Raw genomic sequence first — 24,639 nt, 5'->3', positions numbered from 1 at the left:
CTTCGGCGGGTTTTTTTCATTCTGCTGTTTAAACATTAGGAGTCACCCATGAGCCAAGTCACTGTACGTTCCGTTACCTATCAGCTTGATGGCCAGACTTACGAGAGTCGCGTGGCCTTTGACGCCAGCCACACGGGCCCGCGCCCGGGCCTGTTGATGGCGCCGAATTGGATGGGGGTCAGCGCCGGGGCCGAAAAAATCGCCCAGGACGTGGCTGCCAAGGGTTACGTCGTGCTGATCGCCGATATCTACGGCCAGGCCATTCGTCCACAGGACAATGACCAGGCGGGCGCGGCGATGATGCCGCTCAAGAACGACCGCGCCTTGCTGCGCAAGCGCATGCAGGCGGCGTTCGAGCAGTTGCAGGCGCAGACCGAGGCGAACGTCGATACCACCAGGCTCGCCACGTTCGGTTTCTGCTTCGGCGGTTGCTGCGCACTGGAGCTGGCGCGCAGCGGCGTGCCGGTGAAAGCCGCGGTGTCGTTCCACGGCACGCTGGACACCCCCAACGTCAACGATGCGAAGCACATCAAGGGTTCGGTGCTGGTGCTGCATGGCGCGGCCGATCCGTTTGTACCCAAGGAGCAGCTACCCGCCTTCGAAGCCGAGATGGACGCAGCGGGTGTGGACTGGCAGTTGCTCAGCTACGGCGGCGCGGTGCATTCGTTCACCGATACCCACGCCAACCTGCCTGGCAAGATGATGTACGACGCCAAGACCGCGGCCCGGGCGTTCAAGTCGATGCACAACTTGCTGGAAGAAGTGTTCAGCGCCTGATCAGGCTTTATCGCTGGCGGGTCTGGTCTGTTCTACAGGAGAACGACATAGGCCTGTAGGCGCGAGGCTTGCCCGCGAAGGCGGTGGGTCAGCCAACATCCAGGTCAACTGACAGACCGCTTTCGCGGGCAAGCCTCGCTCCTACGCTGATCGATGGTGAACACAAGTCCGGTGTCCGGGCTCAACCCCTTGTGGGAGCGGGCTTGCCCGCGAAGGCGGGCGCAAGATTTCAGGGTAACTCGATCCGCTCACGTTCCCCCGGCACCGTCGGCCAATCCCCGGCCGCCCATTTGCGCCGTGCTTGATCGATGGTGGCCGGGTCGCTGGCGACGAAGTTCCAGTTGATCCGCCGTGGTCCATCCAGCGGGGCGCCGCCGAACAACATGGCATGGCAGTCGCTTTCAGCGAACAGGCTCATGTCCTCTCCCGAAGGCAACACCACCAGCGTCAGGGGCTCGACGGGCTCACCATTGAGCTGGGCATCGCCCTCCAGCACGTACAGCGCACGCTCATCGTGTTCGCTCGGGATCAGCAGGGTCGTGGCAGTCTGTAGCTCCAGCTCCGCGTACAGCGTAGGAGAGAGCACCGGTACCGGTGACGCCAGGCAAAAGCCATTCCCGGCGATCATGCGGATCTTCACCCCCAGGTTGTCACTGACCGGCAGGCTGGCGGCCGGGTGATGGCTGTAATGGCCGGGGCCCTGTTCGTGTGCCTTGGGGGAGGCCAGCCAGATCTGCAGGCCGTGCATCGTGAAGTCGGTGTCCCACAACGCCTCGGGTGTGCGCTCGACATGGGCGATGGCGCTGCCCGCAGTCATCCAGCTGACGTCGCCGGCCTTCACCACCTGCTCGGAACCCAGGCTGTCCTTATGCAGGATCTGGCCCTTGAACAGGTAGGTCAGGGTCGACAGGCCGATATGCGGGTGTTGCCGGATGTTCATGCCGCGCCCCGGCGGGTAGCGGGTCTCAAGCATGTGGTCAAAGAACACAAAAGGCCCGACGCTGCGGCATTGCGCCGACGGCAGCGGGCGCAGGATCGGTTGGCCTTCGACAGCTTCGGTGCGTGGGCGGATGACGAGCGGATCGTTCATGGGGCATTCCAGGCGGTACGAATGATGCTCCAGAGCATAACTCGCACCGCCCGGGCTTGCTGCTATTGGCTGTCGTCGCCTTCGCGCAGGTGGGTTTCGATGGTGACGTCGCTGGTGGTCATCAGCTTGTGGATGGGGCAGCGGTCGGCGACCCGATGCAGCTCCTCGCGCTGGGCATCGGTGAGCACGCCCTTGAGGGTCAGGTTGACGTGCAGGGTGTATTGGCCTTTTTGCTCTTGGCTGTTGTCGCGCGTGACCTCGACGCTGACACCGGTCAGCGGGATGCCTTTCTTCCTGGCGTACAGCTTGAGGGTCAGCGCCTTGCAGGTCCCGAGGGCGGCGTCGAAGTAGTCGTGGGGCTCGGGGGCCGAACCTTCGCCTCCGGCGGCCACCGGAGCATCGGTAAACAGTTGGTGGTCATCGATCTGTACGGTGTGACGCAAACCTTCGCTGGATTCGGTATTGACGGTAATAGTCATGGCAAACCTCTTGGGCAGTGGGTAAGGAACGTCAGGCAAAGACCTTGATGTTATAGAGCATCCGGCGAGCGGGGTGTTCCACTTTCTTTGTCGGGGTGCGCGGCAGATTGTCATCAGTCTGTCACCCCGGCGTCATACCCTCGCGCTCATCTCAATCAAGGAGCGCAGTATGTCCCTCACTCGTTTAAGTGCATTGGCGGCACTGATGTTGATCAGCGGCCTGGCCCGTGCCGAAGTGCATGTCGAAGGTGCGGTGGAGTATGGCGTGTTCGACGGGCCCAAGGCCGATCTGCAAGCGGGCGAACGGGTACTGCGCCGCAGTAACGAAGCGATCCAGCAGACCGACGTGGTGCCGGCCAAGCTCGGCACCAAGTTCGGCATGCGCTATCAGTTGGTGGGCAAGGTCGCCGATGGGCAGCCGCTGACCCTGTTGTACCTCACCCCCGGCCTGCGTACCCCGGACGGTGTGCGTCACGACAAGTTTGAGGTCACGCAAAAGCTGGTGCCTGGCGCGCCCCAGGATGTGATGGCCTACGAGTTCACCGAGAGCCACGAAGTGGTGCCCGGGGAGTGGCGTTTCATGGTCTTTCAAGGCGATCGTCTGCTGACGCAGCAGCGCTTCACGGTTCGCTGAATCGATTGTTTTCAGGTTTTGGACTGCTTGGGCAATTTGATATCACTTTTTCTTCTTACGCAAAATCCCGCAGGGCCGATACCGTCTAGACAGCTAGCTGCACGTTCGATGCAGCGCTTTATGGAAGGAACCGGATAATGAGTCTCAGAGGTATCAATATTGCCCCGCGTGCCGGCTTGGGGTTTGGCCTGTTGGCATTGATGGTGTTCTGCCTGGGTGGTTTTGCCTTGATGCAGATGGCCAACATGCGCCAGCAGGCTGAGGAGGTCGACAGTAACTGGCTACCCAGTGTGATGGATGTCGGCACGATGAATCAGGACTTGTTGCGCATCCGTGCCCTGACGCTGCGTTTGTTGATCGACCGCAACCCCCAGTCGCTGGCGCAGAACGAAACCAAGCTCAACGCGCTCAAGGACGGTTTGCGCGTTGCGCAGGACAGCTATGACAAGCTGATTGTCCTGCCCGAGGAGCGAGTGTTGTTCGAGCGCTTTCAGGCCGGTGAAAAAAAGTACCTCGATTACCAGGGGCAAGTCATGGCGTTTTCGACCCAGAACCGGGTCGAGGAGGCGACGAAGTTGGTCAATGGCGAGATGAGTCCGATTGCCGATCAGCTCTCTGTCACCCTGCATGAGCTGATCGAGCTGAACCGTATGAACGCCAACCTGGCGACCGAGCATGCCCGCTCGGCGTTCAGCAGTGCCCGGGTGTGGGTGATCGGAATGATCGCCGTCACCGCGCTGATTACCGTCGCCCTGGCGCTGCTGCTGACCCGCAGCATCGTGATCCCGCTGAGCCAGTCGCTGAAGGTGGCCGAGGTGGTGGCGGGGGGCGACCTGACAGGCGAGATTGCGATCACTGGCAAGGATGAGCCTGCCCGGTTGCTGCAGGCCCTTAAAAGCATGCAGCAGAACCTGCGCGAGACCATCCGGCGGATCTCCGATTCTTCCACTCAGTTGGCGTCGGCTTCGGAGGAGTTGAGCAGCGTCACGGAGGACGCCACGCGAGGCCTGCATCAGCAGAGCCTGGAGATTGATCAGGCGGCCACGGCGGTCAACCAGATGACGGCAGCCGTGGAGGAGGTGGCAAGCAACGCGGTGGCGACCTCCGATGCGTCGCGTGAGTCTGACCGGATCGCCCAGCATGGCCGTGAGCAGGTGCATCAAACGGTGGCCTCCATCGAGTCCCTGGCCGATGACGTGACGGCGAACGCGGCCCAGGTCGAGGACCTGGCACAGAAGGTCTATGGCATCAGCAAGGTGCTGGATGTGATTCGCGCGATTGCCGAGCAAACCAACCTGCTGGCGCTCAACGCGGCCATTGAAGCGGCCAGGGCGGGGGATGCCGGGCGCGGTTTTGCGGTGGTGGCCGATGAAGTCCGGGCGCTGGCGCATCGGACACAGCAATCAACCCAGGAGATCGAGCAAATGATTGGCGGTATCCAGCAGGGGACTGATCAGGCCGTCAGTTCGATGCAGTTGAGCAACACCCGGGCCCGTTCGACCCTGGAAGTGGCCAAGGCCGCTGGTACGGCACTGGAGGAAATCGCCTCGGCCTTTACGGTGATCAATGAGCGCAACCTGGTCATCGCCAGTGCGTCGCAAGAGCAGGCGGCGGTGGCGCGGGAAGTGGACCGCAACCTGATGAACATCCGTGACCTGGCGTTGCAGACCTCGGCTGGGGCGAACCAGACCAGCGCGGCGAGCCAGGAACTGTCGCGCCTGGCGGTGGACTTGAACAGCATGGTGGCGAAGTTTTCGGTGTAGACCGGGGGGCCATTCGCGAGCAGGCTCGCTCCCACATCTGACTGCATTCATCCAGTCGGAGCGTGGGAGCGAGCCTGCTCGCGATTGAAGGCAACTCGGTCGCGGATTAAACCCCGCCCAATAAAAAACGCCCCGAACCAGTCGGGGCGTTTTTCATGTGTCGCCAGGGCTGGGTGTTACTTGCCCTGCCAGCGCTTCAGGACCAGGGTGGCGTTAGTGCCGCCGAAGCCGAAGCTGTTGCTCATCACGGTGTTGATGGTGGCGTTTTCGCGAGTCTTGGTCAGGATTGGCATGTCAGCCACTTCCGGGTCCAGTTCGTCGATGTTGGCCGAGCCGGCCATGAAGTTGCCTTCCATCATCAGCATGCAGTAGATCGCTTCGTGAACGCCAGCGGCGCCCAGGGAGTGACCCGACAGGCTCTTGGTGGAGCTGATGGCCGGAGCGTTGGCGCCGAACACTTCACGCACACCTTTCATTTCCGCAACGTCACCGACCGGAGTCGAGGTGCCGTGGGTGTTCAGGTAGTCGATCGGTGCGTCAACGGTGGACATGGCCATCTGCATGCAGCGAATGGCGCCTTCACCGCTTGGCGCAACCATGTCGTAGCCGTCGGAAGTCGCGCCGTAGCCGACGATTTCCGCGTAGATCTTCGCGCCGCGAGCCAGAGCGTGCTCCAGCTCCTCGACCACCACCATGCCGCCACCGCCGGCGATGACAAAACCGTCACGCTTGGCGTCGTAGGCGCGGGAGGCTTTTTCCGGGGTTTCGTTGTACTGGCTGGACAGGGCGCCCATGGCGTCGAACAGGAACGATTGGCTCCAATGCTCTTCTTCACCGCCGCCGGCGAACACGATGTCCTGCTTGCCCATCTGAATCTGTTCCATGGCGGTACCGATGCAGTGAGCACTGGTGGCGCAGGCAGAGGCGATGGAGTAGTTCAGGCCCTTGATCTTGAACGGCGTGGCCAGGCAAGCGGAAACGGTGCTGCTCATGGTCCGCGTGACGCGGTATGGGCCGACGCGCTTGACGCCTTTTTCGCGCAGGATATCCAGCGCTTCCATCTGGTTCAGGGTCGAGGCGCCGCCGGAGCCGGCGATCAGGCCGGTACGCGGGTTGGACACTTGCTCATCGGTCAGGCCGGAGTCAGTGATGGCGTCTTTCATGGCCAGGTAGGCGTAGGCTGCCGCATGGCCGACGAAGCGATAGATCTTGCGATCGATCAGTTCTTCGAGGGGGAGGTCAATGGAGCCGGAAACCTGGCTGCGCAGACCCATTTCGGCATATTCCGGGTTGAACCGGATGCCAGGGCGGCTAGCACGCAGGTTGGCGGAGACGGTCTCTTTGTCATTGCCCAGGCACGATACGATGCCAAGACCTGTGATAACGACGCGGCGCATGCGGATAACCCTTAGAAGTTGTCAGTGGAGGTAAAAACGCCGACCCGAAGGCCTTCGGCGGTGTAGATCTCGCGGCCGTCAACGCTGACCGAACCGTCGGCGATGGCCAGGTTCAGTTTGCCTTTGAGTACGCGCTTGATCTGGATGTTATAGGTAACTTTCTTGGCGGTCGGCAGGACCTGGCCGAAGAATTTCACTTCGCCCGAACCCAGGGCGCGGCCACGGCCCGGCAAGCCTTGCCAGCCGAGGAAGAAACCGACCAGTTGCCACATGGCATCAAGGCCCAGGCAGCCTGGCATCACCGGGTCGCCCTCGAAGTGGCAGGCGAAGAACCACAGGTCCGGAGTGATATCCAGCTCGGCGACCAATTCACCTTTGCCGTACTTGCCACCCTCTTCGCTGATATGGGTGATGCGATCCACCATCAGCATGTTCGGGGCGGGCAGTTGCGCGTTACCTGGGCCGAACAGCTCACCGCGACTGCAGCGCAGCAGGTCTTCCCGGGTAAAGGCGTTTTGTTTGGTCATGCGAGCTCCTCAATAGTCCCATGCGGCAGGTGGGGGTAGATCTTCCCGGCCGATCCAGGCATTCATGCCTTGAACCAGCAGCCTACTCATAGACTATTGCGTTGTGGTGAAAGTCACAGCACAAGGGACATGAATGTACACTTGTGCACTGAAATTATTATTCAAGCCCGATTTCGCGCTTGTTGAGGTGTCTAAGACTGCCGCACTTTCGCCTTTCACGCCAGTCGCAGATGCTTGATTGCCCTGTACTAACTCACCCAACGCTGGAGAATTTGCTGTAGATCAGTACGTTTGAAAGGCTTGGCCAGGTAATCGCTCATGCCCGCCGACAGGCACGCCTCGCGGTCGCCCTGCAGGGCGTTGGCCGTCAGGGCAATGATGGGCACATTGGCGCAGTCGGGCAGACGGCGGATCTGCCGGGTGGCCTCGTAACCGTCGAGGATCGGCAAACGACAATCCATCAGGATGGCTTCGAACATCTGGCTTTTGGCGCGATGTACCGCCTGTGCACCATCGCTGGCGACGCTCACGGTAAAGCCCAGGCTGCGCAACATGGCCTCGACCACCGTCTGGTTGACCGGGTTGTCCTCGACCAGCAGCACGTTGCGTCCCTCGCCATCGCCGTTGCCCAGTGCCAGGCTCGCCGCCGTGGCCGGCAGTGTGTGCGATGACAGCGCCAGGGGGATCTCCAGGGTGAACACCGACCCGACGCCTTCCTCGCTTTGCGCCCGTAGCGTGCCGCCCATGCGTTCGGCCAGTGTGCGGGCAATCGGCAGGCCCAGCCCGGTACCGCCGTAGCGCCGGGAGATCGAGCTGTCGGCCTGCTGGAAGGCGTTGAACATCAACTCCAGGCTGTCGGCGGCAATGCCGATCCCGCTGTCACGCACGGTGCAGGTAAACCACAGCAGTTCGTGGTCCAGGGCTTGCCACTGCGCCTGGATAGACACCCGGCCCTGGTCGGTGAACTTCAGGGCATTGCCGATCAGGTTGACCAGGACCTGTCGGATGCGCGTCGGATCGCCCTTGACGTACAGCGCCTGCATGCTCTCTGGAATGTTCAGGCTCAGGTTCAGGCCACGCTGCACGGCGCTGTGGGCGAAGGCCTGGGCGCAGCTGTTGATCAGTTCGGCGAGGTTGAACGGGATGTGCTCCATGTCCAGGGCAGAGCGTTCGATGCGCGAGAAGTCGAGAATGTCGTTGATCACCTTGAGCAGGTGTTCGGTCGACTCGCAGGCCAGCGCCGCGTACTCCTCCTGCTCGGCGGTCATCTCGGTGGTTTCCAGCAACTGCAGCATGCCCAGCACCCCATTCATCGGCGTGCGCAGTTCGTGGCTCATCATGGCCAGGAAGTCGGACTTGGCGCTGTTGGCCTTCTCGGCCTCTTCGCGGGTCTGGATCAGTTGGGCCATGGCCTGTTGCTGTTCGCGACTGGCTTGCTCCAGGCCATCGGCCAGGTTGTTGATATGGCGTGACAGGTTGCCCAGTTCGGCATCATCGACGATCGGCAGCGGTGTGTTGTAGTCGCCTTGCTGGATCGCCTTGACCGCATTGCCCATCGCGCTGATGGGCTCCGACAGGCTGGCGGCCAGGCGTCGGGCGAGCAGGAAGGTGAAGACCAGGGCGAACAACGCGAGGATCGCGGCCTTGAACACAATCTCGGTCTGGCGCTGGCTGAAGGCATCGCTGGACATGCCGACCACCACCCGCCCCAAGTAGTCCTCGGAGGTCTTATCCGTCGCAGGCGAGCCCTGTAGGAAGTCATCGCCCAGTTGAATCCGTTGCAGGCGCACCGGGGCCTGGAACACTTCTATCTGTTGCGCCTTGCCTCGGGCCGGCATGGGTTGCTCGACATACATCAGCACATTGTTGGCATTGTCCTGCACCTGCAGAAAGCGCACATGGGGCGTGGACAAGCTGGCCCTCATCAGGCTTTCGAGCACGTCCTTGTTGCCGGAAATCACCCCGTACTCGGTCGCGGGGGCCAGTTGGTTGGCGATCAACTGGCCGGTGTGGTTCAGCTCCTGGCGCAGGTCCTGGATCCGCACGAAGGTAAAAAAGCCGATCAACAGCAATGTCAGCAGCAGGGCAGGGCCCAGGCTGATCACTTGGGTGCGGGTATTGATGCCCCAGTGTCGACGCAAGTTCATAAGGGCTCTTCTCCTGCGGCCAACTGCGCGGCCACTGCGGCGGGGGCCATCTGTTCGATACCCAGCGAGCGCGCGACTTGCGGGTTACTGGTGACCTTGAAGCGACTCGGGTAGAGGCTGCGCGGCCAACTGGCCTGCGGCAGGTCCAGCAGGCGGTCGAGCACCGCCAGCCAGTCGTCCTGGTCGCTGTAGGTGCTGGCCAGGCTGCCGGCCTTGACGAACCCGGCGTTGGGGCCAATGAGCGCGAGTTGTTGGCCGTAGCTACTGAGCAGCAGGTTCTTGACCGTCATGGGGTTATACAGGGCGGGGTCGTTGAGGCCGAGCAGGACATCGCTGACGCTCAGCAGTGCTTGCAGTGGCCGGCTGTCGTGGGTGTCGTCCCAGCGTTGAGCGTTGATCTGCAGGCCCAGGCGGTGTGCGGCCGGGAGTAATTCCTTGAGCAGAAACTCGCTGTGCTTGCCGTAGAGCACGCCGACGCGCTTGGCTTGCGGCAGCAGGGCGTGGGTCAGGCGCAGTTGCCGGTCCAAGGAGGGGTCGCTCCACAGCAGACTCAGGTGCGCCGGCTGCCGGTTGCCCAGGCGCTGGTGGGCTTGCAGGCGGCTGACGCGCAGCACCAGCGTTGACGGACCCTGGTCATCTTGCAGGCGCCAGTCCAGGCTCGGCAGATCCAGCAGGATCAGCCGGGTGCCGCCGACCAGCGCCGACGGTGTGGGCAGGGTGTGCAGCATGACAAAACGTACGCTGTCGCCTGGCCTGCGTTCGGCCAGGGCGCGGGTAAAGGCCTGTACGCCGGCACTGTCCTCGGCGGCGGTCAGCACTATTTCAGCGGCGTGGAGGGGCAGGCTGAGCAGGCTGACAAGCAGAAGCAGGCAGAGCCGGGGCGGTAGCGTTCGCAGGACACGGATCCGCGTCAGGAGTGCGCCCATGTCAGAACGCTAGCTCGGCGCTGAAGTACAGCACGTGGCGCGAGTCATAGTTGTTGTCGATGAAGGTGGTGGGCTGACGGTCGAGGCGTTGTTGCAGGATGCCGGCCACCTCCAGGCTGGCCTTGCCCAGGGCGATGCGCTTGGCGATACGAGTGTCGATACGTTCGAAACGGTAGCCGTTGAGTGCGTCGTCGCCGTAGTAGAACAGCGCGCTGTTCCAGCCGCGGCCCCAGTCACGCAGCCAGCCCGCCGAGCCACTGTTGCGGGCGGTGAAGCGCTGATCATCGGGGTTGCTGGCCTGGGCATCGATATAGGCGTACGTCAGGCGCAGCCGATCGGCGGTGCTCAGGCGCCAGTCCAACTGGGTTTCCGTGCCACTGAAGCGGGCGTGATTGGCGTTGCTGGCGATGTACTGGTTGTTGCGCAGCGGCTCGCTGATCAGGCCGGTGATTTCGTCGTAGAACAGCTTGATGTCGACATTGACGCCGGCCTCGGCAAAGAAACCGTTGTAGCCCAGTTCCCGCGAGCGCATGTGTTCCTGATCGAGATTGCCCGGGCCCCGGGTGGTGACAAAGTAGCGGGCGTTGGGCTTGCCGTAGGCGTTGGGGCGCAGATCGCTGACCTGGTAACGCCAACTGACGTTGTTTTCGAACATGTCCGGGGAACGGATCGCTTCCGAATACACCGCGCGCAGGCCATGACGCGGGGTGATCAGGTAATTGATCGCCAGCCGTGGGGTGAGTGAGTCGCCAATCAATCGAGTGTGTTCATACATGGCCCCGGCTTGCAGTAGCCAGTGCTCGGTGGCGCGCCACTCCAACTGGCCAAACAGTCGCCACATGGTGTCGTCGAGGGTGCCATTGAAATAGGTCTGGGAGTCGGCCCGGTCGTAACGATAGTTCATGCCGCTGACCAGGCGCAGGCTCTCCGAGAGGCTCAGGGTGTCCTGCAGCTCCAGGTCATAGCGCGTCTCACGGGTACTTTGGTCGATATCACCGCAGACGGTCTGGTGGGCGCCGCCTTTCCACTGCTCCAGCACTTGGTTGGCCAGGGCCATGTGCGCCGGTTGGCCGCTCGGCGCCCCGGGTTGGCTGAAGCTGTCCATGTTGCGCACCAAGCGCTCGGCGTAGTGCGGGGCAAGTTGCCAGAGCTCGCCGAGTTGGGGGCTGAATGACGCCTCGGCGTCACACGCGCGCCAGGTTTGCTGGCGGTCCCAGTGTTGTGCCGAGCCCTGCACATAAAGGCTGTGCTCGGGGTTGAACTCCAGGTTCCAGCGCAGGGAGCCGGCGTAGTTCTTGGCGATCACGTCGGCGTTGTCGCCGCCTGCGGTGGTGCCGCTGAAGACCGGGCGGTAGGCGTAGGGCCGCTGGTTGGTGCCGTCTTTGGCATTGAGCTGCCAGTCGATGCTTTGCTGCTCGTCCAGGACCTGGCTCATGCTCAGGTTGAAGCGGTTCAGGCGCCGGCTGTCGCGCAGGTCTGCGCCGTTGCGGTGGCTGTCGAAGCCATCGTCTTCCTGGCCGGCCAGTGACAGGCGCAGGTCGCCACCTTCCCAGCCGCTGCCGTGGCTGGCGTACCAATCGTTGATGCCGCGCTGGCCGCGGGTGACTTTGAGGCGTGTGCCATGGCTGTCGGCGGGGGGGCGGGTAATGATGTTGATCACCGCCATCAGCGCGTTGGCGCCGTAGCTGACCGTGTTCGGTCCGCGGAACACCTCGATGCGGGCGATATCTTCCATGGCCACCGGGATGTCGCCCCAGTTCACGGTCGCCAGGGCGGCGCGATACACCGAGCGGCCATCGATCAACACCTGCATGCGCCGTGCTTCGTCGGCACTGGTGCCGTGATAGTTCACCGCGGCCTGATTGCCGCTGAGGTTGCCGACCATCATCCCCGGCACCAGGCGCAGCAGCTCGCTGATGTCCCGGGCGCCGCTGGCCTTGATCAGCTCACTGTCGATCACCGTCATGCTGCCGGGCACTGCTGCCGGCGACTGTTTGAGTCGGGTGGCGGTTAGCACTTGTGGCAGTTGGGTGTTGTCCAGAAACAGATCGTCAGCCAGCAGTTGGTCGCTGGACAACAGCGCCAGGGCGAGCGAAGCGCTTAAAGGTGAAGGGCCTGCGGACACTGGACATCCATGATCGAGTTTGGTTGGCGCGCATGTTAACCGAGCGGGTGGGGTTTTCCATGCACGATGTGTGCATTTTCCACGAATGTGTACCCAGGCTTTGCATCGATGCCGGTAATTGTCGCGGGGGCTGGTCGAGGCGGGGCCGCTCCGTATAATGCGGGCATCGCCATTGGTATGGATTAACGGATTGCATATGACTGAACAACGCCCGATTGCGGTCCTGGGGGGCGGTAGTTTTGGAACCGCCGTGGCTAACCTGCTGGCCGAGAACGGGCACCAGGTCCGGCAGTGGATGCGTGACCCCGAGCAGGCCGAGGCCATCCGGGTCAATCGCGAAAATCCGCGCTACCTCAAGGGCATCAAGGTTCACCCAGGTGTTACGCCGGTCACCGACCTGCTCGCGACCCTGACCGATTGCGACCTGTGTTTTGTTGCGCTGCCTTCCAGCGCGCTGCGCTCGGTGTTGGCCCCCCACGCGACGCGCTTGAGCGGCAAGTTGCTGGTGAGCTTGACTAAGGGCATCGAAGCCCACACGTTCAAGTTGATGAGCCAAATCCTCGAAGAGATCGCCCCGCAGGCGCGCATTGGCGTGCTGTCCGGGCCGAACCTGGCCCGCGAAGTGGCCGAGCACGCTCTCACGGCGACGGTGGTGGCCAGTGAAGACGAAGCGCTGTGCCAGCGCGTACAAGCCGTCCTGCACGGCCGCACGTTCCGTGTATATGCCAGCGCCGACCGCTTTGGCGTGGAACTGGGCGGGGCGTTGAAGAACGTCTACGCAATCATCGCCGGCATGGCGGTGGCGCTGGGCATGGGGGAGAACACCAAAAGCATGTTGATCACCCGGGCCCTGGCGGAAATGACCCGCTTTGCGGTCAACCAGGGTGCCAACCCGATGACGTTCCTGGGGCTTGCCGGCGTGGGCGATTTGATCGTCACCTGTTCCTCGTCCAAGAGCCGCAACTACCAGGTCGGCTTTGCCTTGGGCCAGGGCTTGAGCCTGGAAGATGCGGTCACCCGCCTGGGTGAAGTGGCCGAGGGTGTCAACACGCTCAAGGTGCTCAAGGCCAAGGCCGAGGAAGTCGAGGTCTATATGCCGCTGGTCGCCGGCCTGCACGCCATCCTGTTCGAGGGGCGCACGCTGGAGCAGGTGATCGAGCGCTTGATGCGCGGTGAGCCGAAAACCGATGTCGACTTCATCTCCACCAGCGGATTCAACTGAGCCCTCAATTGACAGGGGCAGGGAGCAAGACATGAACGACCCGAAAGTAGAAGCCAAATACGAGTCCATCCTTCTGCGCGTGCTGTGGATGGTGGTGTATGTGTTGGTGTGGCAGGTCGCGCAGTTCATCCTGGGCGCGTTGGTGTTGGTGCAGCTGGTGTATCGCTTGATCTACGGCGCGCCCAACGCCAGCTTGATGAACTTCGGTGACAGCCTCAGCCAGTTCCTGGCGCAGATCGGCCGCTTCGGCAGCTTCCACAGCGACCAGAAACCCTGGCCGTTCGCCGACTGGCCGACGCCCCGTGCCCCCGAAGGCGAAGCCCCGCATACGGTACCGCCGGCGCCACACCCGACGCGTGATGAAGAGCCCAAGTTATGAAACTCTGGGTGTTGCGCCACGGTGAAGCCCAGGCCCATGCCCGCAGCGACGCCGAACGAGAGTTGACCGCCCACGGCCGTGAAGAGGTGTTGCGCAGTGCCGCCGAGCTGATCGGCCAACCGATCCAGGCGATCCTCGCCAGCCCTTATGTGCGGGCGCAGCAGACCGCACAGTTGGTGCGCGAGGCCCTGGGTTTCGAGCCGCAAATCCGCACCGTGCCGTGGCTGACACCCGACAGCGACCCGCAAGAGGCAGCCCGGCACCTGGACTCGGTCGACAATCTGCTGCTGGTCAGCCATCAACCGTTGGTGGGCAATCTGATCGGCTACTTGCAGCACGGCCATTTGCGCGCCCCCCAACCGATGGGCACCGCCAGCCTGGCCGAGCTTGAGGCAGACCTGCCACTGGCGGGCGCCATGACGCTGGTGAGCGTGAAGCACCCGTAGCCCGGTTATATCCATTGCAGGAGCGAGGCTTGCCCTAATGCCAGTCAGTTAAGGCGCCAAACCTGTGGGAGCGAGCCTGCTCGCGAAGACGGCAACACAGCCAACATCTCCGTTGACTGACCTACTGCTATCGCGAGCAGGCTCGCTCCCACGTGGGTTTCGCTTAACTGACTGGCATTAAGGCTTGCCCGCGAACCCAGCGCCACGGTCCTGCAGGCGAATCGCGCTGTCGTGCTTCGCGGGAAAGCCTCGCGCCTACAAGGCAATGTGGTGTTCGCCGGGTGTGTATTCATCTCCCCAGTTGGATCGGTTGTTTGTGTGAAATAACCAACCAAGCAATCGCTTGGTTGGTCTACGCTTGCCGGCATATCGAACCAGAAGGAGCGCCTCCCATGTCCGCCGCTTTTCGTTTGCCGCTGCAAGCGTTCTATGAGCGAGAAGCTCGCCATCCACGCCAGCGATTTCTGGTTCAGCCTGTGGGCGCAGGCCAGGTTGAAACGCTGACCTGGGCGGATGTTGGCCATCAGGCACGGTGCGCTGCCCATTGGTTGCGTGCCCGCGAGTTGCCCCAGGGCAGCCACATCGCCCTGATCTCGAAGAACTGCGCGCACTGGATCATCGCCGACCTGGCGATCTGGATGGCGGGGCATGTGTCTGTCCCGCTGTACCCCAATCTGACGGCCGATTCCGTGGCCCAGGTCCTTGACCACTCAGAGGCGGCGCTGGCGTTCATCGGCAAGCTGGACGACTGGCCGGGCATGTCCAGGGGCGTCAGGGCGGATCTACCGACCATCAGCCTGCCGCTGTGTCCGCCAGGGACGTTCGATTTCACTTGGGCCGACCTGCAGCGCAGCTCGCCGATCCAGGACAATCCCACCCCCGGTGCCGATGACTTGGCCACCATCATCTATACCTCCGGCACCACCGGCTTGCCCAAGGGGGTGATGCACAGCTTCGCCAACCTCGGGTTCGCCGCGAACAGTGGCAGCCAGTTGTTCGGCCTCAACGAGTCGGACCGATTGCTGTCGTACTTGCCCTTGTGCCACGTTGCCGAGCGCATGTTCGTCGAACTGGCCTCGATCTATTGCGGCCAGACGGTGTTCTTTGCCGAGAGCCTGGAGACCTTCCTCACCGACTTGCAGCGTGCCCGGCCGACCGCATTGTTTGGGGTGCCGCGGATCTGGACCAAGTTCCAGATGGGCGTGTACGCCAAGATCCCGGCCAAGCGCCTGGACCGGCTGCTTGGCCTGCCCATCATCGGCAAGGTGGTCGCGCGCAAGGTGCTCGCCGGCCTGGGGCTGGATGCCTTGCGCATTGCCCTGTCCGGCGCCGCGCCGGTGCCCCAGGCCTTGTTGCGCTGGTATCAGCGACTGGGCCTGGACGTGCTGGAGGTGTATGGCATGACCGAAAGTTGCGGCTACTCCCATGTCTCCCTGCCGGGGCAGCAGCGGGTTGGCTGGATCGGGAAGCCATGCCCGGCCGTCGAGGTGCGCATCGAGGACACCGGTGAGGTGCTGGTGCGCAGTGGCGCGAACATGCAGGGCTATTTCAAGGAGCCGGGCAAGACCGCCGAGACCCTGACCGAAGACGGCTTCCTGCGCACCGGCGACAAGGGCGAGCAGAACGCCGAGGGCTATTTGCGCCTGACCGGGCGTCTCAAGGAAATCTTCAAGACCAGCAAGGGCAAGTACGTGGCCCCGGCGCCCATTGAAAATCGCCTGGCGGTGCATTCGCGCATCGAACAGGTGTGTGTGGTCGGCGATGGCCTCGGCGCGCCGCTAGGGCTGTGTGTGCTGTCGACGGTGGGCGCACAGGACACCAGCAGCGCGACGCGCCAGGCCTTGCAGTCGAGCCTGGAAAGCCTGCGTCAGGAAGTCAACGGCGCCCTTGATAAGCACGAGCGCCTGCGCCAGTTGGTGGTGGTCAAGGACAGTTGGGCGGTGGAAAACGGCTTCCTGACCCCGACCCTGAAGATCAAGCGCAACGTGATCGAGGCGACTTATGGCGCCCTGTTCGAAGAGTGGAGTGCGCGCAGCGAAGGCGTGTTGTGGCAGGATTGACCCCGAACACCTCCAACAAAGGACCAAGCGATGAGTCTGTGGCGTACCGCACCGAATATTGACCAGTTGAACGCGATTCAGAAGAACACCATTGGCGAAGTGCTGGATATCCGCTTCGAGTCCTTCGACGACGAGTCGCTGACCGCCAGCATGGTGATCGACCATCGCACCCACCAGCCCTATGGCTTGCTGCACGGCGGCGCCTCGGTGGTGCTGGCCGAAAGCGTCGGCTCGATGGCCAGCTACCTGTGCATCGATGCCAGCCAGTTCTACTGCGTGGGCCTGGAAATCAACGCCAACCACCTGCGCGGCCTGCGCAGCGGGCGGGTGACGGCGGTCGCCAAGCCGATTCACATCGGCCGTACCACCCACGTCTGGGACATTCGCCTAAGCAGCGATGAAGGCAAGGCCAGTTGCGTGTCACGACTGACCATGGCGGTGGTGCCGCTGGGGCAGACCCCGCCGGGGCGCTGAGTCTCTGCACGGCCGTGGCCTGACTGTCACCCTTCCTGGCGGTTTCGGTCATTGCTGTTGGTGCGCGTCTTACGGACAATCAACACCTGATTTCGTATAGAGACGTGCCGTTATGTCGCAGCAGATTTTTTTCGCCCATGCCAATGGCTTTCCTTCCGGTACCTACGGCAAGTTGTTCGCCGCGCTGGCGCCGGAGTATCAGGTCGCGCATCTGCAGCAGCATGCCCACGATCCACGGTTTCCGGCGGACGATAACTGGCACAACCTGGTGGACGAACTGATCCACCACCTGGAGCAGCAGCCCGAGCCGGTATGGGGCGTGGGGCATTCGCTCGGCGGTGTCTTGCACCTGCACGCAGCCCTGCGTTGCCCGCAGCTGTACCGCGGCGTGGTGATGCTCGACTCGCCGGTGCTGACCCGCACCGACCGATGGGTGATCCGCGCCGCCAAGCAGTTTGGCTTCATCGACCGCTTGACCCCGGCCGGCCGCACCCTGGGCCGGCGCGAAGAGTTTGCCGACCTGGAGTCGGCGCGCAGCTACTTCGCCGGCAAGACCCTGTTTCGTGGCTTCGACCCGGAATGCTTCGATGCCTACCTGCAGCACGGCTTGCAGCAGGTGGGTGACCGCCTGCGACTGCGCTTTGATCCTGCCACCGAGATCAGCATCTATCGCGGTGTTCCGCATTTGAGCCCCGGCCCCGTACGGCAGTTGAAAGTCCCGCTGGCGGTGGTGCGCGGCCAGCAAAGCCGGGTGGTCATGCGCCATCACACCAGCGCCGTGGGGCGCATGCCGCACGGTGAGTCGCTGAGCATGCCGGGCGGGCATATGTTTCCGCTGGAGCGCCCGCAGGACACGGCCAGCCTGTTGAAGGACCTGTTCGACAAGTGGCAGCAGCGCAGCGTCCGGAGTTGCGCGTGAGCGGCGTCGAAGAGGTCCGCCTGAGCCTGCCGCACATCGAGCTGGCGGCGCACTTGTTCGGCCCCGAAGACGGCCTGCCGGTCATCGCCCTGCATGGCTGGCTGGACAACGCCAATAGCTTCGCGTTGCTGGCGCCCAAGCTGCACGGCCTGCGCATCGTTGCCCTGGACATGGCCGGTCACGGCCATTCCGATCATCGCCCGCCGGGGGCCGGCTATGCGCTGTGGGATTACGCCCATGATGTGTTGCAAGTGGCTGAACAACTGGGCTGGGAGCGTTTTGCGCTGCTGGGCCATTCCCTGGGCGCGATTGTCTCGGTGGTGCTGGCCGGCGCCATGCCCGAGCGCGTGACGCACCTGGCGTTGATCGACGGGATGATCCCGCCGACGGCCAGCCACGACAACGCCGCCGAGCGCATGGGCCAGGCCCTGCAGGCGCAACTGGACCTGCGGGTAAAGCGCAAGCCGGTCTACAGCACGCTGGACCGAGCCATCGAAGCGCGTATGCACGGCCTGGTGGCGGTCAGTCGCCAGGCGGCCGAACGGCTGGGCCAGCGCGGCTTGATGCCGGTGGCGGGCGGCTACACCTGGCGCACCGATAATCGACTGACATTGCCCTCGCCTTTGCGCCTGTCGGATGAGCAGGCGCTGTCGTTCGTGCAGCGCATCCAGTGCCCGGCGCAGTTGGTGGTCGCGGCCGAGGGCATGCTCGCCAAGAGTCCCGAGAGGATGGCGAATCTACCCTTTAAGTACGAAACACTGCCTGGCGGCCATCACCTGCACTTGAATGACGAGTCCGGCGCGGTCCTTGTTGCAGACTGTTTCAATCGCTTCTTCGCCATTCCTTGACTTGAGGCGGGCAACTGTCGAGGCTGGGCGGGTTGAAATTGGAGACAACCATGATAGATCTCTACACCGCTGCGACCCCGAATGGCCACAAGGTCTCTATCGTGCTCGAAGAGCTCGGCATGCCCTACACCGTGCATGCGCTGAGTTTCGACAAAAAGGAACAAAAGGCTCCCGCGTTTCTCAAGATCAATCCCAATGGCCGGATCCCGGCCATCGTCGACCGTGGCAATGATGATTTCGTCGTGTTCGAGTCCGGCGCCATCCTCATCTACCTGGCTGAGCTGAGCGGGCAACTGTTGCCCAAGGACCCCAAGGGGCGCTCGGTCGTCATGCAATGGCTGATGTTCCAGATGGGCGGCATTGGCCCGATGCAGGGCCAGGCCAACGTGTTTTATCGCTACTTCCCGGAAAAGCTCCAGGGCGCCATCGACCGTTACCAGCACGAAACCCGTCGCTTGTACGAGGTGCTGGACACACGCCTGGGCAGCGTGCCGTTTCTGGCCGATGACTACAGCATCGCCGACATCGCCACCTACCCATGGGTCAGCAAGCATGAGTGGGCGGGCGTATCGGTCGACGGCTTGCCGGCCTTGCAGCGCTGGATGGCCGCCATGGCGGCCCGCGCGGCCGTGCAGCGCGGTATGCAGGTACCACCGCCCAACGACGATGCCAATGTCGTCAAGGGTGCCCAGGCCATGCTGATCCGATGAGCCTATTTTCTGGCTTCATCAAAAGCGCCGTTGTCCTGGGTCTGTGCTCCCCGCTGGTGTTCGCTGCCGACGTCCCGGGCAGTCACGACTTGCCGCTGGTGCCGCGTCTGGCCGATGCGCAGATCGTCGACTATCGGCCGGCCGCCGAGCTTGAGCGGATCTACCCCATGGGCTCGATTCGCAAGATCAGCGGGCAGTTGCGATTTGACGGACAGGTCGCTGCCCGTGGGCAAGTGACCTCGGTGACCTACGAGTTGCCGCCCGAGCATTCATCCACAGAAGCCTTCACCGCTGCCCGCGAAGCGTTGCAGAAGCAGGGCGCCGAGCTGCTGTTCTGGTGCCAGGCCCGTGATTGCGGCGAAAGCAGCCTGTGGGCCAATGAAGTGTTCGGTAACGCCAAGCTCTATGGTGCCGACGATCAACAGGCGTACCTGCTGTTGCGACTCGCGGCACCACAGGACAACACGTTGGTGGCGCTGTACGGCATCACCCGCGGCAATCGCAAGGCGTATTTGCATGTCGAACAGTTCCAGGCCAGTGCCCCGCTGGGCGACGTGTTGCCGACCTCCGCCACCTTGCTGCGCCAACTCAAGGACACCGGCGTGCTCGACCTGCCACGCCTTGGCGGCACGCCGTCGCCGACGTGGCTGACGTTGTTGTCCCGCGGCCTGAACCTGGACACCACCTTGCGTGTCAGTATCTCCGGGCCTGACGCCGACGCCTGGCGCCAGGCGCTGATCGGCCAGGGCGTGCGGGCTGCGCGCATTGAGCTGGGCAGTGCGCAGGCCCAGGGCCTGCATATCGAACGGTTGCGTTAAACTCGCCCCCCCCCGCAGGCGAACGTGCCCTTGGCCGTTCGCCTATGCTTTTTGTCGATACACCCTGTTCGAGACTCTACATGCTCAATAACGATCGCCTGTTGGTGCAGATCCTGCTGCTGGTGTTGTTCGGTGCCAGCTTCTGGGTGATGGCACCGTTCTGGTCCGCGCTGTTCTGGGGCGCGGTACTGGCGTTTGCCAGTTGGCCCTTGATGCGTTTGCTGACCCGCGTGCTCAACGGTCGCGAAACCCTGGCCGCCGGGCTCCTGACCCTGGGCTGGATGATTCTGGTGGCGGTGCCGCTGGTGTGGCTGGGGTTCAACCTGGCCGACCATGTGCGCGATGCCACCGGGCTGATCAAAGATGTGCAGGTCGATGGCTTGCCCGAAGCACCGCAATGGTTGGCCGGGGTGCCGCTGGTCGGCGAGCGCCTGGTCGGGCTTTGGGACAGCATCGATGAACAAGGCGCGGCGCTGATGCTGGCGGTCAAACCGTACCTGGGGCAAGTCGGCAACTGGTTGCTGGCGCGCAGTGCGCAGATCGGCGGCGGCATGCTTGAGCTGACCCTGAGCATCGTCTTCGTGTTCTTTTTCTATCGCGATGGCCCGCGCCTGGCGATGTTCGTCCATCGCCTGCTGGAGCGGCTGATCGGTGAGCGCGCCGGTTACTACATCGACCTGGTGGCCGGCACCGTGCAGCGGGTGGTCAACGGCGTGATTGGCACGGCGGCGGCGCAGGCGATCCTGGCCTTGATCGGCTTCCTGATTGCCGGTGTGCCGGGGGCGCTGGTGCTCAGTATTGTCACCTTCCTGCTCAGCCTGATTCCCATGGGCCCGCCGCTGGTGTGGATTCCGGCCACCGCCTGGCTGGTCTGGAAAGGCGAATATGGCCTGGCGGTGTTTCTCGGCATGTGGGGCACGTTCATCATCAGTGGCGTGGACAACGTGCTCAAGCCGTACCTGATCAGCCGAGGCGGCAACTTGCCGTTGGTGATCGTGCTGTTGGGGGTGTTCGGTGGATTGCTGGCTTTCGGCTTTATCGGCTTGTTCATCGGCCCGACCCTGCTCGCGGTGGCCTACAGCCTGCTGAACGACTGGAGCAACAGCCAGGCGAAAGTGGAAGACAAACGCTGATCGGCGTGCGGTAGGCGAGGGCGTAAGGTGGGCGGGACGTGAGTGCAGCGGATGCGCCACAATCGCCCCACCGGTCGGCTCAATTGCCAGGGTTGGCGATGATTTATCGATCATCGGGTCCCGGAGGGGCTTGTGTTCCGCTACAATGCGCGCCGATTTCGACTTGCCTGAGAGCCTACTCATGTCCGCCTGCCAGACGCCTATCATCGTCGCCCTGGATTTTCCTACCCGTGACGCCGCACTGAAGCTGGCCGACCAGTTGGACCCGAAATTGTGCCGGGTCAAAGTCGGTAAAGAACTGTTCACCAGTTGCGCCGCGGAAATCGTCGGGACCCTGCGCGACAAGGGTTTTGAAGTGTTCCTGGACCTCAAGTTCCACGACATCCCCAACACCACCGCCATGGCGGTCAAGGCAGCGGCGGAGATGGGCGTGTGGATGGTCAACGTCCATTGCTCTGGTGGCCTGCGCATGATGGCGGCCTGCCGTGACGTGCTGGACCAACGCAGCGGCCCCAAACCCCTGTTGATCGGGGTGACCGTGCTGACCAGCATGGAGCGTGAAGACTTGGCCGGTATCGGCCTGGACATCGAGCCTCAGGAGCAAGTGCTGCGCCTGGCGGCACTGGCCGAAAAAGCCGGGATGGACGGTCTGGTATGCTCGGCCCTGGAAGCCCAGGCATTGAAGGCGGCGCACCCGTCGTTGCAATTGGTGACCCCGGGGATCCGCCCAGCGGGCAGCGCCCAGGATGACCAGCGCCGTATCCTGACCCCGCGCCAGGCACTGGATGCCGGCTCCGACTACCTGGTGATCGGTCGTCCGATCAGCCAGGCGGCCGATCCGGCCAAGGCGCTGGCGGCCGTGGTGGCCGAACTGGCCTAAACACCGCTGAACCTCATGTGGGAGCGAGCCCGCTCGCGAAAGCATCAGCGCAGTCAACGTCACCTTGACTGCATGATCGCTATCGCGAGCAGGCTCGCTCCCACGTTGACTTCAGGTCGCGCATCAAACCTTCAGCACCAACTTCCCGAAGTTTTCCCCGTTGAACAGCTTCATCAGGGTTTCGGGGAACGTCTCCAGTCCTTCGACGATATCTTCCTTGCTCTTGATCTGCCCCTTGGCCATCCACCCGGCCATTTCCTGGGCGGCGCTGGCGTACTGCGCGGCGTAGTCCATCACCACAAAGCCTTCCATGCGTGCACGGTTGATCAGCAATGACAGGTAGTTGGCCGGTCCCTTGACCGCTTCCTTGTTGTTGTACTGGCTGATCGCGCCGCAGATCACCACGCGGGCCTTGAAGTTCAGGCGGCTGAGCACTGCGTCGAGGATGTCGCCGCCGACGTTGTCAAAGTACACGTCCACGCCTTTCGGGCATTCGCGCTTGAGGCCGGCCACCACGTCTTCGCTCTTGTAGTCGATGGCACCGTCAAACCCCAGTTCGTCGATCAGGAACCTGCACTTGTCCTTGCCGCCGGCGATGCCGACGACACGGCAGCCCTTGAGTTTGGCAATCTGCCCGGCAATGCTGCCGACGGCGCCGGCAGCGCCCGAGAGCACCACGGTGTCACCGGCTTTCGGCGCGCCGACGTTCAGCAGGGCAAAGTAGGCAGTCATGCCGGTCATGCCCAGGGCGGACAAGTAGCGCGGCAGCGGAGCCAATGTCGGGTCGACCTTGTAGAACCCCGTGGGCTCGCCGACGAAGTAATCCTGTATGCCTAGCGCACCGTTGACGTAGTCGCCTACGGCAAAGCCCGGGTTGTTGGAGGTAATGACCTGGCCGACACCCAGTGCACGCATCACCTCACCGATCGCGACGGGCGGTAGGTAGGATTTACCTTCGTTCATCCAGCCACGCATGGCCGGGTCCAGCGACAGGTACTGGTTCTTCACCAGGATCTGGCCGGTCGCGGGTTCGCCGACAGGTACGTGTTGAAAGGTGAATGTCTCGCGGGTCGCGGGCCCCACCGGACGTTTGGCGAGTAGGAATTGGCGATTGGTCTGGGCAGTCATGGCGGGCACTCAGCGTGAATGAAGCTTGATTGATAGACCCAGATGGCGTTTGTAGCAAGGTTTGCCGGTATGACGAATACGGATTGATCCAACTGGGTGATAGTTGTGCGGGTAGTTTCATCACTGCGATCCATGGTGGCTCAACCGGCCATGTGCTGGCGGTGGGGTGATCGCAATCTAGCGCGGAGCCTGGGCGACCGCCACGCGGCCGGGCATTGTGTTTCAAATGGTTAGGGGCGCAGGTTTTGACGGCGTTGTCGCACATCGCCCTCGGGGTGTCTGTGTTTAACTGTTTCCGGAAATACACTGAACGGTTGGAGTGGGTCTCTCATGGAACTGAGAATTGATCGGCAGGCACTGGTCCCTGTCGTGCAGCAAATTGTTGATGCCCTGGCAGGCTGGATTCGCAGTGATGCCGTCGAACCCGGGACGCGTTTGCCGTCCATTCGTCAACTGGCGCGGGAAAACCTCCTCAGCCAGTCCTGTGTCAATGAAGCGTACGAACGCATGGTCGCCCAGGGCGTTCTTGCATTGCGTCATGGTTCGGTGTTTTTCGTCGCCACGCCAAGGTCGGCCGTGACGCCGGCTGCTTTCGCTGGCGCAGCGGCACCGGGTGAAGTCGAGACGACGCCCGCGGCCTCGGCTCCGGTGTTGTCGGGGGTGTTGCCGCTGGGGCGTGGCGGCATGCCCGAAAGCTGGCGCGAGAGTGATGACCTTAGCTATGCCATTCGCCATATCTCGCGCACGGATATGGCGGGGTTGTTCAACTACAGCACGTCCTTTGGGTTGCTGGAGTTGCGCCAGCAAATACAACGGCGCCTGAAGCAGATCAACGTCACGGTCCAGGAGCACCAGGTGCTGACCACCGCAGGTGCCACCCATGGGCTGGACCTGATCATCCGCACTTTGCTCAAGCCGGGTGATTGTGTGGTGGTCGAGAGTCCGGGCTATGGCAACGTGTTCGAGCAATTGCGCTTGTGGGGCGTGCAGATGCTGGAAGTACCGCGTACCCCCAAGGGGCCGGACGTCGAGGCACTGCAAGCGCTGCTCGGGGCCCATCAGCCTCGTGCCCTGTTCATCAATAGCCTGTTGCACAACCCCACCGGCAGCAATCTGACCGCCGCCGTGGCCCAGCGAATTTTTGCCCTGGCCGAGCGCTATCAACTGACCATTGTCGAGGACGATGTCTATGCCGACTTTCAAGGCAGTGCGAGCCCGCGCCTGGCGGCGTTGGACACGCAGGGGCGGGTGATCTACGTCGGTAGCTTCTCGAAGAACCTCAGCAGTTCCCTAAGGGTCGGGTATGTCGTGGCCAGTGCTGAAATGAGCGCTCGACTGGCCGAGGTCAAGATGATTACCAGCCTGGGGGTATCGGGATTCTGCGAGGCCGTGGTGGCCCATCTGCTGGTCAATGGTACGTATCGCAAGCTCGTCCAGCGTCAGCGCCAGCGCCTCAAATGTGAGATGTGCGCTGCCTTGCAGTCCCTTGAGGACGCTGAATGGGAGGTTTTTGGTCGCCCCGTTGGCGGGTTGTACATCTGGGCGCGGCCGAGGGTGGGTTCGCCGGAGCACGTGCGGGTCCAGGCTCAAAGGCTGGGGATCTCCTTGCTGGGCAGCGCCGCATTCAGCCCGTGTGGCCGGCCGGGTAACTGGCTGCGGATCAACGTGGCCTACGCCAATGATCCGCGAGCCTTGGCCTTTTTCCAGGCTTGCGGCGCACCGGATCGACTTCAAGCGTTCTGAAAACGACGAGTACG

Annotated in this window: 23 protein-coding genes; 15 read left to right on the top strand and 8 right to left on the bottom strand. The window is 62.9% G+C overall.

The annotated features are described in order from the left end of the window. Positions 1-48: 48 nt before the first annotated feature. Entirely contained in the window at positions 49-777 is a 729-nt protein-coding gene (locus BMW74_RS08765) for a dienelactone hydrolase family protein (protein ID WP_093416819.1), read from the top strand. A 229-nt stretch (positions 778-1,006) separates the two neighbouring features. On the opposite strand, the gene BMW74_RS08760 is transcribed toward BMW74_RS08765, so the two are convergent. Next, on the bottom strand, positions 1,007-1,867 hold the full coding sequence (locus BMW74_RS08760) for a pirin family protein (RefSeq protein ID WP_093416815.1): 861 nt from the start codon (positions 1,865-1,867) through the stop codon (positions 1,007-1,009). A 62-nt stretch (positions 1,868-1,929) separates the two neighbouring features. Beyond that, on the bottom strand, positions 1,930-2,346 hold the full coding sequence (locus tag BMW74_RS08755) for an OsmC family protein (protein ID WP_093416810.1): 417 nt from the start codon (positions 2,344-2,346) through the stop codon (positions 1,930-1,932). A 169-nt stretch (positions 2,347-2,515) separates the two neighbouring features. Between BMW74_RS08755 and BMW74_RS08750 the strand changes: the two genes are divergently transcribed. Then, complete coding sequence (locus BMW74_RS08750; RefSeq protein WP_093416806.1) at positions 2,516-2,980, top strand: DUF3859 domain-containing protein; 465 nt, start codon at positions 2,516-2,518, stop codon at positions 2,978-2,980. Between the two features lie 137 nt (positions 2,981-3,117). Further along, entirely contained in the window at positions 3,118-4,743 is a 1,626-nt protein-coding gene (locus tag BMW74_RS08745; protein ID WP_093416801.1) for a methyl-accepting chemotaxis protein, read from the top strand. A 176-nt stretch (positions 4,744-4,919) separates the two neighbouring features. Here the strand turns inward: BMW74_RS08745 and fabB are convergent, their stop codons facing one another. The 5 genes from fabB to BMW74_RS08720 all read right to left on the bottom strand — a co-directional run bounded on the left by fabB (position 4,920) and on the right by BMW74_RS08720 (position 11,865). After that, positions 4,920-6,140 carry a beta-ketoacyl-ACP synthase I gene (gene fabB, locus BMW74_RS08740; protein ID WP_093416798.1) on the bottom strand — a complete coding sequence of 407 codons (1,221 nt, stop codon included), beginning with the start codon at positions 6,138-6,140 and terminating at the stop codon, positions 4,920-4,922. Positions 6,141-6,151: 11 nt separating this feature from the next. Beyond that, positions 6,152-6,667: a 3-hydroxyacyl-[acyl-carrier-protein] dehydratase FabA gene (fabA, locus tag BMW74_RS08735; RefSeq protein WP_010211704.1), complete on the bottom strand. Its 516-nt coding sequence runs from the start codon at positions 6,665-6,667 to the stop codon at positions 6,152-6,154. Positions 6,668-6,915: 248 nt separating this feature from the next. Then, positions 6,916-8,814 carry an ATP-binding protein gene (locus BMW74_RS08730; RefSeq protein WP_093416793.1) on the bottom strand — a complete coding sequence of 633 codons (1,899 nt, stop codon included), beginning with the start codon at positions 8,812-8,814 and terminating at the stop codon, positions 6,916-6,918. Then, entirely contained in the window at positions 8,811-9,740 is a 930-nt protein-coding gene (locus tag BMW74_RS08725) for an ABC transporter substrate-binding protein (RefSeq protein WP_093416788.1), read from the bottom strand. Before BMW74_RS08725 ends, BMW74_RS08730 begins: the two co-directional genes overlap by 4 nt. A 1-nt stretch (position 9,741) precedes the next feature. Then, positions 9,742-11,865, bottom strand: coding sequence for a TonB-dependent receptor plug domain-containing protein (locus tag BMW74_RS08720; protein WP_093416784.1), 2,124 nt, complete (start codon positions 11,863-11,865; stop codon positions 9,742-9,744). A 196-nt stretch (positions 11,866-12,061) separates the two neighbouring features. Between BMW74_RS08720 and BMW74_RS08715 the strand changes: the two genes are divergently transcribed. From BMW74_RS08715 to pyrF, 11 genes are all read left to right on the top strand, one after another. Then, the gene (locus tag BMW74_RS08715; RefSeq protein WP_093416780.1) at positions 12,062-13,087 is read left to right on the top strand and encodes an NAD(P)H-dependent glycerol-3-phosphate dehydrogenase; all 1,026 of its coding nucleotides are present in this window, start codon (positions 12,062-12,064) and stop codon (positions 13,085-13,087) included. Positions 13,088-13,118: 31 nt separating this feature from the next. Further along, on the top strand, positions 13,119-13,466 hold the full coding sequence (locus BMW74_RS08710; RefSeq protein ID WP_093416775.1) for a DUF4389 domain-containing protein: 348 nt from the start codon (positions 13,119-13,121) through the stop codon (positions 13,464-13,466). Next, positions 13,463-13,912, top strand: a complete 450-nt coding sequence (gene sixA / locus BMW74_RS08705) for a phosphohistidine phosphatase SixA (protein ID WP_093416770.1) — start codon at positions 13,463-13,465, stop codon at positions 13,910-13,912. Before BMW74_RS08710 ends, sixA begins: the two co-directional genes overlap by 4 nt. Positions 13,913-14,304: 392 nt before the next feature. Next, complete coding sequence (locus BMW74_RS08700) at positions 14,305-15,972, top strand: AMP-binding protein (protein ID WP_093416765.1); 1,668 nt, start codon at positions 14,305-14,307, stop codon at positions 15,970-15,972. Between the two features lie 30 nt (positions 15,973-16,002). After that, positions 16,003-16,446 (top strand): hotdog fold thioesterase, encoded by a 444-nt coding sequence (locus tag BMW74_RS08695; RefSeq protein ID WP_093416760.1) that lies wholly within the window; start codon positions 16,003-16,005, stop codon positions 16,444-16,446. A gap of 112 nt (positions 16,447-16,558) precedes the next feature. After that, a complete protein-coding gene (locus tag BMW74_RS08690) occupies positions 16,559-17,365 on the top strand; it encodes an alpha/beta fold hydrolase (RefSeq protein WP_093416756.1) in 807 nt (268 codons plus the stop codon). Next, the gene (locus BMW74_RS08685) at positions 17,362-18,213 is read left to right on the top strand and encodes an alpha/beta hydrolase (RefSeq protein ID WP_093416753.1); all 852 of its coding nucleotides are present in this window, start codon (positions 17,362-17,364) and stop codon (positions 18,211-18,213) included. The genes BMW74_RS08690 and BMW74_RS08685 overlap by 4 nt, the downstream gene beginning before the upstream one ends. Before the next feature lie 50 nt (positions 18,214-18,263). Next, complete coding sequence (locus BMW74_RS08680) at positions 18,264-18,923, top strand: glutathione S-transferase family protein (RefSeq protein ID WP_093416748.1); 660 nt, start codon at positions 18,264-18,266, stop codon at positions 18,921-18,923. Continuing rightward, entirely contained in the window at positions 18,920-19,741 is an 822-nt protein-coding gene (locus BMW74_RS08675; RefSeq protein ID WP_371911744.1) for a DUF4892 domain-containing protein, read from the top strand. Before BMW74_RS08680 ends, BMW74_RS08675 begins: the two co-directional genes overlap by 4 nt. An 80-nt stretch (positions 19,742-19,821) precedes the next feature. Further along, positions 19,822-20,874, top strand: a complete 1,053-nt coding sequence (locus BMW74_RS08670) for an AI-2E family transporter (RefSeq protein ID WP_093416742.1) — start codon at positions 19,822-19,824, stop codon at positions 20,872-20,874. 181 nt (positions 20,875-21,055) lie between these two features. After that, positions 21,056-21,754, top strand: coding sequence for an orotidine-5'-phosphate decarboxylase (gene pyrF / locus BMW74_RS08665; protein WP_175479178.1), 699 nt, complete (start codon positions 21,056-21,058; stop codon positions 21,752-21,754). Between the two features lie 123 nt (positions 21,755-21,877). Here pyrF and BMW74_RS08660 read toward each other — a convergent pair whose 3' ends face one another. Beyond that, complete coding sequence (locus BMW74_RS08660) at positions 21,878-22,882, bottom strand: NADP-dependent oxidoreductase (protein ID WP_093416733.1); 1,005 nt, start codon at positions 22,880-22,882, stop codon at positions 21,878-21,880. A 330-nt stretch (positions 22,883-23,212) separates the two neighbouring features. Here BMW74_RS08660 and BMW74_RS08655 point away from each other — a divergent pair, with 330 nt between their 5' ends. Beyond that, positions 23,213-24,625 carry an aminotransferase-like domain-containing protein gene (locus BMW74_RS08655; protein WP_093416728.1) on the top strand — a complete coding sequence of 471 codons (1,413 nt, stop codon included), beginning with the start codon at positions 23,213-23,215 and terminating at the stop codon, positions 24,623-24,625. Positions 24,626-24,639: the final 14 nt, after the last annotated feature.

It is taken from the genome of Pseudomonas sp. ok272, from assembly GCF_900109995.1.
GTDB lineage: Bacteria > Pseudomonadota > Gammaproteobacteria > Pseudomonadales > Pseudomonadaceae > Aquipseudomonas.
Note: the sequence above shows the minus strand (reverse complement) of the source record. Positions and strands in the feature narration are given on the sequence as shown.